The sequence below is a fragment of the Aminobacter sp. Y103A genome, from assembly GCF_030294925.1.
GTDB lineage: Bacteria > Pseudomonadota > Alphaproteobacteria > Rhizobiales > Rhizobiaceae > Aminobacter > Aminobacter ciceronei.
This window is the reverse complement of sequence record NZ_AP017986.1, coordinates 275,593-289,748: the sequence shown is the minus strand read 5'-3', so window position 1 is coordinate 289,748 and position 14,156 is coordinate 275,593. Positions and strand designations below refer to the sequence as shown.

Below are 14,156 nucleotides of genomic sequence, written 5' to 3'. Positions count from 1 at the left end.
CGCGTCCCGGCTCAGGGACGCGCATCGGCGCCGGCGACAGCTTCGGCGGCGGATCTGAGTTGGGCAAGGTCGATGCCCATCGCCCGCAAGGCGCGGGCGGCAACGCCGTGCGGCATGCCGGCAACGATGGCAACGACATGCGCGCCGAGCAGCGGGCCGTGCTGGCTTCGGCTTGCCGCCAGCGCCTGCATGACCTCCTGCCCGGAGGCCGACGCATTGAATGCGCCGGGGCGTGCGGCCAGCCGCTCCGACCCTGCCGACGACGACGAAGCGATGTCCAGGCCGATGGCGGCAAGGGCGTCGCCATACTGACGGGCGATGGCTTGGTGCAGCGCCGCGGGATCCGCGCCGACCGCTGCGAAGGCTTGCCGCGCCGTACCGTCGGGCAGGTCGAGCGCGGCGAGCAGGAAGTGCTCGGCGCCCGGCTCGCGCTGATGATCCCGCAACGCATGTTGCTCCGCCCCGGTGCATAGCGTGCCGATCGTGCCGATGTCGTTGAAACGCGCCTTGATGCGGCTGAACATTCTCGTCTCCTAGCTCTCCGGCCCATCGCCGATGTCGGACAGCCGCTTGTGGGCGGCCTGCTTGCTGACGCCGAGTGCCTGGGCGATCCGCGCCCATGACCAGCCCTGCCCGAGCGCCGACCTGACCGCGCGCCGCTCAAGCGTGTCGGCCAGCCGTCGCAAGGCAACCACCGCGGCCAGCGCTTCGTCGGGATCATCGGGCAAATGCAGGGCGTTCAGATCAACCATTCGTCAACATTAGTTGACGTAGGCAATTCCGTCAACCCAAGTTGACGGAAGATCGCTGGCAGCAGGCCGGAAATACCTTACCCTACGTCAATGTACTGGATAGTGCTTTGAACCTTACAGGGAAAGGAATTTTAAAGCTTGCTCATATAGGTATTGCAACTATTCGCGCCGCAAACGCGAGGGAGAACAAGCTGGGGGGCGAGTTCGTTCGCCATACATGTGACGAGACAACGCGACATCAGATCCAGGTTTCAGCTCATCGGGCTGCTGTGGCCCTTCATCGCCGTTGTCCTGATACAGACCGTCATTGCCGGTGCCAGTCTATATACCTTGTCTGCCGTGCGCGCCTATGCTGCAGGCGAAAGCGCCTGGTCGAAAGGCCACAAGGACGCGATCTACTATCTGACGCTTTATGCCAATTCCGGCGATGCCAACTATTTCGAACGTTTCCGCCACGCCATCGCGGTGCCGCTGGCCGACCGCGACGCGCGCCTGGCGATGGAAAAACCGCTGCTCGACTATGACGCCGCCTATGACGGCTTCCTTCGCGGCGGCAACCATCCCAACGACAATCCCGGCCTGATCTGGCTGTTCAAGAACTTCCGCCACGTGCCTTACCTGTCCAATGCCGTCGACCGCTGGGTCGACGCCGATCCGAAGATCCTGGAGATCGCGGCACTCGGCGAGGCCATGCATGCCGGCATCTCGAGCGGCAGTGCCTCGGCAGAACAGCTCGCGGCGTGGAAGAACGACATCCATCGTCTGCACGAAGAGACGGCACCGCTGGCTGAGGCCTTCTCCGTCTCGCTCGGGCGCGGCTCGCGCGACATCACCGTGCTGCTGCTCTGCGTCAACGTGGTAACCGCAGGCGCCCTGATCCTTTTGGCGATGCGGCGCACGGGCAATCTGCTGGAGCAACGCCGGGCGTTTGAAAGCGCTTTGAATGCCGAGCGGGAGCGCGCCCAGATCACGCTGGCCTCGATCGGCCAGGCCGTCGTTGCAACCGACGCCGAGGGCCGGCTCGACTATATGAACGAGGCGGCCGAGGCGATGCTCGACTGGCATGGCGCCAGCGCCAAGGGCAAGCCACTCGACCAGCTGTTCCGGCTGGTCAGCGAAGAGAGCGACGAAGAAGACAACGGCTTCATCGCACGCGTCCTTTCGGGCGAAGCGGTCGGCGGCAGCGGCGTGCCGCAGCAGCTGATGCGGCCGGACCTTTCGAGCGTCGCAGTGTCGCTGGTGGCAGCGCCGCTCTATGTAGACGGCAAGGTGGCGGGCGCGGTGCTGGTGTTCCACGACCGCACCAAGGAACAGGAATTCATGGCGCAGCTGTCGTGGCAGGCGAGCCATGACACGCTGACCTCGCTGGCCAACCGCCGCGAATTCGAGGCGCGGCTGAACGCGTCGCTGGCAGCCCTGGCCAAGCGCCCGGCGGTGCACGCGCTGATGTATCTCGACCTCGACCAGTTCAAGATCGTCAACGACACCTGCGGCCATGCGGCCGGTGACGAACTCCTGCGCAAGGTGTCGGCGGCACTGCACAGCCGGTTGCGCCCGACCGATCTTCTGGCACGGCTGGGTGGCGACGAATTCGGCATCCTGATGGAGAACTGCCCCGAGGAGCTCGCGGCAAGCACCGCCGAGAGCCTGCGCCAGGCCGTCGACGAGCTGAACTTCGTCTGGGCGGGACGCGCTTTCAAGATCAGCGTCAGCATCGGCGTGGTCGGAATGTCGGATGCCAGCATGACGCTGGAAGAGATTCTGCGCAGCGTCGACGTCGCCTGCTACATGGCCAAGGAGCGCGGCCGCAATCGCATCCAGATCCAGCAGATCGGCGACATGGAGGTGGAGCAGCGGCTGAGCGAGATGGCCTGGGTGCAGCGCCTGCGCGAAGCGCTGGAGCAGAACCGTTTCCGCATCTTCGCCCAGGAGATCGTGCCGTTGCATGGCGATGGCGCGGCAGGCGCCCATGTCGAGCTGTTGGTCCGGCTGGCCGATGCCGAGGACAAGCTGATTACACCAGGCGAATTCATCCCTGCGGCCGAGCGCTACGGGCTGATGCCGCTGATCGATCGCTGGATGGTGCGCCAGGCCTTCGGCATCCTGGCCCGGCAGACGGCCGACGCTTCGCCGATCACCACCTGCGCCATCAACCTGTCGGGCGCGAGCTTCGGCGACGACAGCTTTGCCGACTACGTATTGGAGCAGTTTGCCCGCAGCGGCATTTCGCCCACGACCATCTGCTTCGAGATCACCGAGACCAGCGCGATCGCCGACCTCGACCGGGCGGCCCGCTTCATCGCCACGCTGCAGGCGCATGGCTGCCGCTTCTCGCTCGACGATTTCGGTGCGGGCATGTCGTCGTTCAGCTATCTCAAGGCCCTGCCCGTCGACTACCTCAAGATCGACGGCGGCTTCGTCAAGGACATGCTTGTCGACCGCATCGACCGCGCCATGGTCGAGATGATCCAGCATATCGGCGAAGTGACCGGCAAGCGCACCATCGCCGAGTTCGTCGAGAACGACGACATTGCCAGGGCGTTGCGCGACATCGGCGTCGATTATGCGCAAGGCTTTGGCATCGCCAAGCCGCGGCCATTTGGCGAGCACTATGTCGGCATCAAGAGCCGCAGCTTCGAGGCAAGGATCGGTGCGCCCGACGTGGCGCTGGCAAGCTGAGCCCATGTGCGCTTGCGGCACGGTCGCAGCAGCGCAACAATGCCTGATGTCGTCCAGACATGGGGGAATGAAATGAACAAGACTTTGGCTGGTATGTCTGCCCTGGCGGCAGCCCTTGGGCTAGCAACGCCGGCGCATGCGTCGATCCCGCTTCTCAACGCCACCTGCCCCGGCAACATCGAGGTCCATGCCGACCAAGGCGGGCCGGTCTACATCAACGGCAAGGAAGGCGCGCTGAAGAAGTTCAACGACAACTACTTCGAGATCAAGGGCGCTGGCGTGACCATCTCGCTGAGCATCAATCCCGATGGCTCGCCGAGCGTCTCCTACACCGGCAAGGGCGGCGCCAACGGTATCTGTTCCGTCAAGGCGAGCTGACAGGCGCCGGCCAAAACGGTCAGATCATCTCCAGAGGACGCTTGCGCGATGGCGGCGGGAACAGGCGGTCGAGTTCGGCCAGATCCTGCCCGGTCAGCCTGATATCGCGCGCAGCGGCGTTCTGCCTGACATGCTCGAGGCGCGTCGCCTTGGGGATGGCTATGACGCCTGACTGGGCCAGGACCCAGGCGAGCGCGATCTGCGCGGCGGTCGCCTCATGGCGGGCGGCGATGCCTTGGAGACCCTTGTTGCCGGCGAGCGCACCCTGCTCGACGGGCGAATAGGCCATGACAGGCATGCCGAGGCCCCGGCACTGCGGCAACAGATCGAACTCGATGCCGCGGCGGGTGAGGTTGTAGAGCACCTGGTTGGACTGGCAGGCGCCGCCCTTGGACAGACGGCTCATCTCTTCCATGTCATCGGCATCGAAATTGCTGACGCCCCAGTGGCGAATCTTGCCCGACTGACGCAGCTCCTCGAAGACGGCGATGGTTTCCGACAGCGGCACGCCGCCGCGCCAGTGCAGCAGGTACAGATCGATCCGGTCGGTGTGCATGCGCCTGAGGCTCGCCTCGCAGGCGCGGATGACGCCATTGCGCGAAGCGTTGGACGGCAGCACCTTGGAGACGAGGAACACCTCGTCGCGGCGCCCGGCAATGGCCTCGCCCACCACCTTTTCCGCACCGCCGGTGCCATACATTTCGGCGGTGTCGATCAAGGTGACGCCAAGATCGAGCCCAAGCTGAAGTGCGGCGACTTCGTCGGCGACGCGGCCGCGGTCCTCGCCCATCATCCAGGTGCCCTGGCCGAGGGTCGGCACGGCCTCGCCCGAGGGCAGCGTCGTGATTGCGGACGGTGAAGGCATGGCAGTCTCCTCGGCGATTTGTGTCAGCTTACCGCACCGGGCCACGTTGGCTACAGCGTCGACGCGTTGCTCGTCTTTTCAAACCGCTTTGCAGGATGACGACCGATGCCGCGCAGTTACGGCAACAAAGCCTATGGGTTCGTCTTCAGCGGCTGTCTCAGGCAGCTGGAAGGCACTGATATAGCCGTCCGCATCCGCCTGTGGGCGACGCAAAATCGCCTCGCATAAAACTTGACTCCAAATATCAAGTTAATGTAGCTCAGCTTCATGGCCGTCGACCGGCCAACGGGGTGGTCAAACAACATACTGAAATTTCGATGTCTTCTCTCGGATGCCTGGACGAGAGGCCGACCGCCTGTGTTTGGGCGCTCATTGCCAGTGTTTTCAATGGCGCGTTGAGAGCCTGGGCTCATCCCATCAATCAGGCGCCAAGTCGTCTTCCGAGAAGACGCGCATCAGAAGCTAGCAGTTCTTTCTCCAGAGCAAGCCACTGATTCCCAGCATTCCGAGGAACACAGTGAACAATCATCACATCATCCGTTGCAGCACTGTCGCGTTGGCGGCCGTGTGCAGCGCCATTGCCCTCAGCGTGGCGAATGCCCAGTCCCCCAACGGCGCCGAGCAGCCGCCCAAGCCGGTCAAGTCAGACCGGAAGGCGCCGGCAACGAGCCCATTGGTGCTGCCACCCATCACGGTCAGCGCCGGCAGCGATACGAAAGCGCCCTTCCAGACATCAGGTGGCGTCAGCGTCATCGACGGCAAGATCGTCCAGGAGAAATTTGGCGGTGACGCCAATGCCATCGTTCGCAGCATGCCGGGCACGTTCACCCGCATGTCGTCGAGCCAGCCCGGCGTGTCGGTGAACATCCGCGGCTTCGAAGCCGATGGCCGCGTTAACACGATGATCGACGGAGTGCCCCAGACCTTCAGGAACACCGCAGGCCACGCCTCCACCGGCGGCGAGTTGCTCTACATCGACACCAACCTTCTTGCCGGCATCGGCGCGGAACGCGGCGCGGTCAATGGCGCCTATGGCATGGGCTCGCTGGCAGGTGCGGTCAATTTCCGCACCATCGAGTTCGACGACGTCGTGCTCGAAGGCCAGGACCGGGGCGTCAAGACGACCGTCAAGGCAGGCAGCAATGGCTATGGCGCTTCGGGGATGGCCGCGGCAGGTGTCCAGACCGAATTGGCCGGAGGTGGCCAAGCCTCTATCCTGGGCGCGTTCAGCTATGGCGAGCATGGCAACTACCAGCGTGGCGACGGCACCTACAACAGGCCCGACGCCAGCAACAAGCCCGGGTCCGGCCTGGTGAAGCTGCACTTCCAGCCCGACGACGTGCACGACCTGAAGCTGGGCGCGCGCTGGTACAAGAACGACTTCCTGGTTTCGGGCTACAACTGGGGTGTCGACAACGCGACCTATACGGCCAACTACAAATACCAGCCCGGCGGCGACTGGATCGACCTCAGGGTCAACGGCTACTACAACCGCACCGACATGTCCTACGATCCGACGACGGGCGGATCCTACCGCAAGCGCAACACGCGCGACTTCGGCTTCGGCTTCGACATCGCCAATACCAGCCGGTTCGACATTACCGACGAGCTCAGCGCGCGCTGGGACTATGGCGCGGCCTATTCGTCCAACGACTACAAGGTCAACCTGTTCCGCGGCGCCAATCCGCCCGGGCACATGCAGAAGGCGCGCGCCTTCTCCGACCTCACCCTGTCACAGGGTATCTTCGAGCTGAACGCCGGCCTCAACTACGACTACTGGGATCTGAGCGGTCGCCAGAGCCCGTGCAAACCGAATATCGGCTTCTGCCCGCCGACCGGTGGCAATGTCGATGTCTCCAGGCACGAATCCGCGCTGAACCCGAAGATCACGCTGTCGGCAAAGCCGCTCGACTGGCTGCAGCCCTATGTGACCTACTCACACACCTTCAGGCCGCCCTCGGCGCGCGAGGCGCTGTGGGCGCTGGTTCCGATCGGATCTGGCGTCGGCGGTGGCCAGTACTCCAACTTCCACCTCAACCCGGAAACATCAAGGGGCTGGGAGATCGGCGCCAATATCGTCAGGAACGACCTGCTTTATGGCGGCGACGAGCTGCGGCTTAAGGTGAACTACTTCAACAACGCCATCGACAACTACATCGTCAACAATCTGATCAATATCCCGGGCGACCCTTACGAACGGGCGATCTGGGTCAACGTTCCCGGAACGACGCACTCACGGGGCTTCGAGGTCGAGGGCGGTTATGATGCCGGCATCGCCTACGTCAATCTCTCCTACACCCCGGCGAGCAACAACCAGCCGGTTGGCTGGGGCGCCGGCATCGGCAATGGCGATTCGACTTTCCTGCCGGAGAGCAAGGTCTCCGTCGATGTCGGCATCCGCGCCTTCGAGGAAGCACTGACAATCGGCACGACGATGAACCATGTCGGCGGCAGCCGCTATGCGGTTGGCTTCGGCGATACTGCAACCAAGGAGGCCTATACGCTGTTCAACGCCTATGCCTCGTACAAGGTCCACAAGAACGCCACGGCGTTCCTGAACGTCGAGAACCTGACCAACGTGGCCTACAGCCCGGCGGTGTCGGGCGAGATGGGCGACAAGACCGGCCGAGGGCGCATCATCACGGTGGGGCTGACGACCCAGTTCTGACGGCGCCGCCAACCGGCGAGGAGCGGGGTGCCCCTGCTCCTCAGGTTCGGCGCTGGCCGCCTGCGGATGATGCCGCAGGCAACGTTGACACCGGTTGGGTCAGACCGGCGCGGTTTCGAGCAGAACGGCAACCAGCATCCCCGTCGCCATCAGGGCGAGCACGATCTTTCTGAACACTCACATCTCCTTGTTGGAGGCCGCATCTCAGAGTTTGATCGCCCTCAGCCGCAGCGCGTTGGCAATGACCGACACCGACGACAGGCTCATCGCGGCGGCGGCAATCATCGGCGACAGAAGCGTGCCGAGGACCGGAAACAGGACGCCTGCGGCGACGGGAACACCCAGCACGTTGTAGATGAAGGCGAAGAACAGGTTTTCCTTGATGTTGCGGATGGTGCCCCGGGCGAGCTTGCGCGCCCGGACGATGCCGCCGAGGTCGCCCTTGACCAGGGTGATGCCGGCACTCTCCATGGCGACGTCGGCGCCGGTGCCCATGGCGATGCCGACATCGGCGGCAGCAAGTGCGGGCGCGTCGTTGACGCCGTCGCCGGCCATGGCCACACCCTGCCCCTTGGCGCGCAACTCGTCGACCAGCGCCTTCTTGCTCTCCGGCAGCATGTCGGCACGAACCTCGTCGATGCCGAGCTTTTCGGCGACGGCTTTTGCCGTGCGGGCGTTGTCGCCGGTGGCCATGATGATCCTGAGGCCGAGGTCGTGAAGCTCGCGGATGGCGGCGGCAGCCGATGCCTTGACCGGGTCGGCGACAGCGACGATGCCGGCCGGCCGGCCGTCGATGGCAACGAACATCGCCGTCTTGCCCTCGGCACGCAGGGTGTCGGCGCGGGAAGCGAGGCCAGCGAATTCAAGGCCGAGATCGGCCATCATGGCGGCATTGCCGAGCGCCACCTTGCGGCCGGAGACAGTGCCCGAAACGCCCTTGCCGGTGATCGATTCGAAGTCCTGCGCGTCTGGCACGGTGACACCACGCTTGGATGCACCGTCGACGATGGCCTCCGCAAGTGGGTGCTCCGATCCCTTTTCGAGCCCGGCGGCGAGCGACAGCAACCCATCGCCCGAGATGCCGTCGGCGGCGACCACGTCGGTCAACTGCGGCCGCCCCTCGGTCAGCGTGCCGGTCTTGTCGACGATCAGCGTGTCGACCTTGGCGAAACGCTCCAGCGCCTCGGCATCCTTGATCAGCACGCCGGCCTGGGCGCCGCGGCCGGTGGCGGTCATGACCGACATCGGCGTGGCGAGGCCGAGCGCGCAGGGGCAGGCGATGATCAGCACCGACACCGCCGAGACGATGGCAAAGACCATGCTCGGCTCGGGCCCGATCAGCGCCCAGACGATGAAGGCGATGATCGCGATGGCCACCACCGCAGGGACGAAATAGAACGAGATGCGGTCGGCGAGCCCCTGGATCGGCGCGCGGCTGCGCTGGGCCTTGGCGACCATGTCGACGATCTGCGACAGCACCGTGTCGGCACCGACCTTGTCGGCGCGCATGATCAGCGAGCCGTTCTTGTTGAGCGTGCCGCCGGTGACGCGCTCGCCCTCGACCTTTTCGACCGGAACCGGCTCGCCCGTGATCATCGATTCGTCGACCGACGAGCGGCCCTCGAGCACGATGCCGTCGACCGGAACGCCGTCACCGGGGCGGATGCGCAGGCGGTCGCCGCTGACGACCTCCTCAAGAGGGACCTCGGTTTCCGAGCCGTCGGCGGCGATGCGACGCGCCGTCTTGGGCGCCAGGTCGAGAAGCGCGCGGATGGCCGAACCGGTGCGCTCGCGCGCCCTGAGCTCCAGCACCTGGCCAAGGAAGACGAGCGCGACGATGACGCTGGCCGCCTCGAAATAGACCGGCACCGAGCCGCCATGGCCGCGGAACTGGTGTGGAAAGAGGTCGGGAAACAGCGTGGCCACGACCGAATAGAGATAGGCCGCGCCGACGCCGAGCGAGATCAGCGTCCACATGTTGGGGCTGCGGTTGCGGAACGAATCCAGGCCGCGATGAAAGAAGGGCAGCGCTGCCCAGAGCACAACGGGCGTTGCCAGGATCAGCTCGAGCCAGGACGCGAGCGGCTCGCCGATCCAGTCACGTGTCGGCAGGCCGACCATCGGCCCCATGGTGATGATCAAAAGTGGGATGGACAGGACCGCGCTGATCCAGAAACGCCTGGTGAAGTCGACAAGCTCGGGATTTGGACCGTCGTCGGCGGACGGCATGATCGGTTCGAGCGCCATGCCGCAGATCGGGCAGGAGCCGGGCTTGTCGCTGACGATCTCGGGATGCATCGGGCAGGTATATTGCGAGCCCTTGGGCGCGGGTGCCGCGGCCGGCCTGCCGGAGGTGTATTTTGCCGGCTCGACTGTGAACTTGCCCGCGCAGGAGGACGAGCAGAAGTAATAACCGGAACCTTCGTGCTTGAGGAAGTGTCTGGCCGAGTTGCGGGCGACGTCCATGCCGCAGACCGGGTCCTTGGCGCTCACATATTTGTCGGGCGCCGCCTGGAACTTGCCACGACACGAGGCGCTGCAGAAATGGAACAGGCGGCCGCCATGTTCGAGCGACGGCTTGCCGGCAGCGGGATCGACGGTCATGCCGCAGACGGCGTCGCGAACCACCGTTTCGGGCGCCGCGCCGTGACCGTGGCCATGGTGGGTGTGTCCGGCGTGATCTTCGGTATGTTTCATCTCAAGAAATCCAGTATATGCAGCGGCATGGGCCAGTAAGGTAGATGTTCCACCTGCTGGAAGGTCAAGGCTTCCACAGGATGGAACGTCGGCCGGGCTGCGCGATGCCGGGGCGACCTTACGCGAGTACAGATGCAGCATGACCGATAGAGCCGTAACCAGCGCGACGTCCCTTTCCGGCCAAGCCGTGGTGAAGGTCCATTGCTGCCATTTCTGGCAGGACATGCCGCCGCGTCGCGCCGTCGAGAGCTATGTCGCGCCGTGGGCGCAGGCCTGCGGCGTGGCGATCGAATATTGCGACGAGCTCGATCAGGCCGACCTCGTGCTGATCGGACCGTTCGCGCCCAAGAATCAGAATGTCGGCCGCACCCGCATGCCCGACGTGCCCGCCGGCGACTATGAGCGCGTCTTCCTGACGGGCGAAAACGCAACGCCGCTGATGGACCATTGCGAGTGGGCGCTGGCCTTCGACTACGAAGCCGATATCGGCAACGAGCGCTACATGCGCTACCCGCTTTACGTCTGGAGCAGCCGCGGCGATTCGATCCTGCACTGCCTGGCGGGACTGCCGCCCGAGACACCCGAACAGCGCGCCAACAGGCCACATTTCTGCGCCTTCATCTATGGCAACAAGCGCGCCAAGCTGCGCCGCTGGCTGTTCCGGGCCCTGTCGCTCTACCGCCGGGTCGACGCACCTGGCCGGGTGCAGCGCAACTGCGCGCCGATCGGCAACTCGCGCGACGACAAGCTGGCGTTTCTCAGGGACAGGCGCTTCACCATCGCCTTCGAAAACAGCAGCGCTGCCGGCTACACGACCGAGAAGCTCGTCGACGCTATGCTCGCCGGCAGCGTGCCGATCTACTGGGGCAACCCGCGGGTCGCAGAGGATTTCGACGAGCGCTGCTTCATCAACTGGCATGCGCATGAAAAGCGCATCTGCGACGGGCTTGCCTTCGGCTGGCAGCCGCTGGCACGGTCGCCCCTGATGCGCAAGCTGGCCGTGCCGCTGACGCTGATTTCGGTGGCGCGGCGGACGGTGAGGGCCGATCGCGACCCGGCGCTCTATGAAGCGTTCTTCGCGCAAAGCCCGCTGACGGCGTATTCGCGAGCGTTCCTGGACGAGACGGCGATCGCAGGGCGGTGGGCAACAATTCTGCGCGCCGCGCTGGGGCGGGCCACAGCCAAGCAGCGCGCGGCCGCAGGTTGAACGGGGCCCCGACGTCGGCCATACACATGGCTGGAAAATCACGCTATAGACGCCGCCACAAGGGCGAGGCCAGCCGAGGCAGATGAACAAAGTTCCGCTCAAACTCGAAGAGCTGATCGACGCGGACGCGCTGCGCCGCGAACTGACGGCGCAGACCAGCGACGGCGACGGTACCGACCCGGCCGTGCGCGCCAAGGCGCTGCAGCTGTTCAAGGACCACATCGCCGCCGGCAAGAAGATCGCCGAGAACATGCTGATGGACGATGGCGGCGGCACACTCTGTGCCGTGCGGATCTCGCACCTGATGGACGAGATCATCCTCGTCCTCTACGATTTCGCCGTCACCCACGTCTACCGCGCCAAGAACCCGTCCTCGGCGGAGCGCATGGCTGTCGTCGCCGTTGGCGGCTATGGCCGCGGCACGCTGGCGCCCGGCTCCGACATCGACCTGTTGTTCCTGCTGCCCTACAAGCAGACGCCGTGGGGCGAGCAGATCGTCGAATATATGCTCTACATGCTGTGGGACATGGGGCTGAAGGTCGGCCACGCCACCCGCAACATCGATGAATGCATCCGCCTGTCGCGCAGCGACATCACCATCCGCACGGCGATCCTGGAAGCGCGCTTCATCTGGGGCGAGCAGAAGCTCTGCGACGAACTGATCGACCGCTTCGACAAGGAGCTGGTGAAAGGCACCGGCCCCGAATACGTGCAGGCAAAGCTCGCCGAGCGTGATGGCCGCCACGCCAAGGCGGGCGAGAGCCGCTATCTGGTCGAACCCAACATCAAGGACGGCAAGGGCGGCTTGCGCGACCTGCACACGCTGTTCTGGATCGCCAAATATTACTACCGCGTGCGCACCGGCGCCGAGCTGATCAACAAGGGCGTGTTCACCGAGGGCGAATACGGCCAGTTCGTCGAGGCCGAGGATTTTCTCTGGGCGGTGCGTTGCCACATGCATTTCCTGACCGGCAAGCCGGAGGAAAGGCTGCATTTCGACATCCAGCGGGAGATCGCCCAGCGCCTCGGCTACACCACCCAGCCCGGGCTTTCGGCGGTCGAACGCTTCATGAAGGACTACTTCCTGGTGGCGAAGGAAGTGGGCGACCTGACTCGCATCTTCTGCGCCGCCCTGGAAGAGGAACAGGCCAAAGACGCGCCGGGCTTCCACGGGCTGCTGCAGGGCTTTTCCAGGCGACGGCGCAAGCTCGCCGGCACCAGCGACTTCATCATCGACAACCAGCGCATCAACGTCGCCGACGACAAGGTGTTTTCGCGCGACCCGGTCAACATGCTGCGCTTCTTCTGGTTCGCAGACCGGCACGGGCTGGAGCTGCATCCCAATGCGCTCAAGCTTCTGACCCGCTCGCTCGGTCTCGTCGACAAGGGCCTGCGCCGCAATGAGGAAGCCAACCGCTATTTCCTCGACATCCTGACCTCGGACCGCAGCCCCGAGCTCAACATGCGGCGCATGAACGAGGCCGGACTGCTGGGCCGGCTGATCCCCGACTTCGGCAAGATCGTCGCGATGATGCAGTTCTCGATGTATCACCACTACACCGTCGACGAGCACCTCTTGCGCTGCATCGGCGTGCTCTCCGAGATCGAGCATGGCGACGGCGCCAAGATCCATCCGCTCAGCCATTCGCTGATCGGCGGCCTGAAGAAGCAGCGCGAGGTGCTCTATGTCGCGGTGCTGCTGCACGACATCGCCAAGGGCCGGCCGGAGGACCATTCGGAGGCCGGCGGCAAGATCGCCCGCCGCATCTGCCCGCATATGGGACTGTCGCCGACCGACACGGAGACCGTCGCCTGGCTGGTCGAGAACCACCTGGTGATGTCGATGACGGCGCAGACGCGCGACCTCAACGACCGCAAGACCATCGACGATTTCGCCGACGTCGTGCAGTCGGTCGAGCGGCTGAAGCTGCTGTTGATCCTGACCGTCTGTGACATCCGCGGCGTCGGCCCGGGCGTGTGGAACGGCTGGAAGGGCCAGTTGCTGCGCACGCTGTATTACGAGACCGAGCTCCTCCTGACCGGTGGCTTTTCCGAGCTGTCGCGGGCCGAGCGCACGGCGGCGGCACGCGAGACTTTGGCCGCGGCACTTTCCGACTGGCCGGAGGCGGCGCGGCGGAAATACGTCAAGCTGCATTATGACAACTACCTGCTGACCGTCGACCTGGAAGACCAGAAGCGTCATGCCGAGTTCATCCACGGCGCCGATGCGGCCGGCAAGCAGTTGTCGACAATGGTGCGGACCCACGAATTCGAGGCCGTCACCGAGATCACCATCCTGGCGCAGGATCATCCGCGCCTGCTGTCGGTGATCGCAGGCGCCTGTGCGGCTGCCGGCGGCAACATCGTCGACGCGCAGATCTTCACCACCGCCGATGGGCGGGCGCTCGACATCATCCTGATTTCACGCGAATTCGACCGCGACGAGGACGAGCGTCGGCGCGCCGAACGTGTCGGCCAGCTGATCGAGGACGTGCTGTCGGGCCGGGCCTGGCTGCCGGAGATGATCGCCAAGCGGGCCAAGCCGAAGCGCGGCCAGAAGACCTTCCGCATCCAGCCGCGTGCGGAAATCCGCAATGCGCTGTCGAACCGTTTCTCGGTGATCGAGGTCGAAGGCCTCGACCGCCCCGGCTTCCTGTCGGAGATCACGGGCGCGCTGTCCGACCTGTCGCTCGACATCGCCTCGGCACACATCACCACCTTCGGCGAGAAGGTGATCGACACCTTCTACGTCACCGACCTGACCGGCCAGAAGATCGACAACCCGACACGGCTCGAGAATATCCGTACCCGCCTGATCGCCACCCTCGAGGGCGCAAGCGCCGAGCGGACCAAGGCCAAGGCGGCGGCGGCCGAATGACGCCAGCCATGATCCCGCCCAAATCCGCAAGG

Annotated in this window: 9 protein-coding genes; 5 read left to right on the top strand and 4 right to left on the bottom strand. The window is 64.8% G+C overall.

Translation table 11 applies throughout. The annotated features are described in order from the left end of the window. Positions 1-11 precede the first annotated feature (11 nt). Entirely contained in the window at positions 12-524 is a 513-nt protein-coding gene (locus Amn_RS01370) for a Clp protease N-terminal domain-containing protein (RefSeq protein WP_286294336.1), read from the bottom strand. Positions 525-533: 9 nt separating this feature from the next. After that, positions 534-752 carry a hypothetical protein gene (locus Amn_RS01365; protein ID WP_067955378.1) on the bottom strand — a complete coding sequence of 73 codons (219 nt, stop codon included), beginning with the start codon at positions 750-752 and terminating at the stop codon, positions 534-536. A 219-nt stretch (positions 753-971) separates the two neighbouring features. On the opposite strand from Amn_RS01365, the gene Amn_RS01360 reads away from it, so the two are divergent. Further along, positions 972-3,431 (top strand): EAL domain-containing protein, encoded by a 2,460-nt coding sequence (locus Amn_RS01360; protein ID WP_353622414.1) that lies wholly within the window; start codon positions 972-974, stop codon positions 3,429-3,431. 72 nt (positions 3,432-3,503) lie between these two features. Beyond that, on the top strand, positions 3,504-3,809 hold the full coding sequence (locus Amn_RS01355) for a hypothetical protein (protein ID WP_286294335.1): 306 nt from the start codon (positions 3,504-3,506) through the stop codon (positions 3,807-3,809). A gap of 19 nt (positions 3,810-3,828) precedes the next feature. On the opposite strand, the gene Amn_RS01350 is transcribed toward Amn_RS01355, so the two are convergent. After that, complete coding sequence (locus Amn_RS01350; protein WP_286294334.1) at positions 3,829-4,674, bottom strand: aldo/keto reductase; 846 nt, start codon at positions 4,672-4,674, stop codon at positions 3,829-3,831. Between the two features lie 517 nt (positions 4,675-5,191). Here Amn_RS01350 and Amn_RS01345 point away from each other — a divergent pair. Beyond that, on the top strand, positions 5,192-7,342 hold the full coding sequence (locus Amn_RS01345) for a TonB-dependent receptor domain-containing protein (protein ID WP_286294333.1): 2,151 nt from the start codon (positions 5,192-5,194) through the stop codon (positions 7,340-7,342). A gap of 204 nt (positions 7,343-7,546) precedes the next feature. On the opposite strand, the gene Amn_RS01340 is transcribed toward Amn_RS01345, so the two are convergent. Beyond that, positions 7,547-10,039, bottom strand: a complete 2,493-nt coding sequence (locus tag Amn_RS01340) for a heavy metal translocating P-type ATPase (RefSeq protein WP_286294332.1) — start codon at positions 10,037-10,039, stop codon at positions 7,547-7,549. 139 nt (positions 10,040-10,178) lie between these two features. On the opposite strand from Amn_RS01340, the gene Amn_RS01335 reads away from it, so the two are divergent. Beyond that, entirely contained in the window at positions 10,179-11,246 is a 1,068-nt protein-coding gene (locus Amn_RS01335; protein WP_286294331.1) for a glycosyltransferase family 10 domain-containing protein, read from the top strand. 82 nt (positions 11,247-11,328) lie between these two features. After that, on the top strand, positions 11,329-14,124 hold the full coding sequence (locus Amn_RS01330) for a [protein-PII] uridylyltransferase (RefSeq protein ID WP_286294330.1): 2,796 nt from the start codon (positions 11,329-11,331) through the stop codon (positions 14,122-14,124). Positions 14,125-14,156 lie beyond the last annotated feature (32 nt).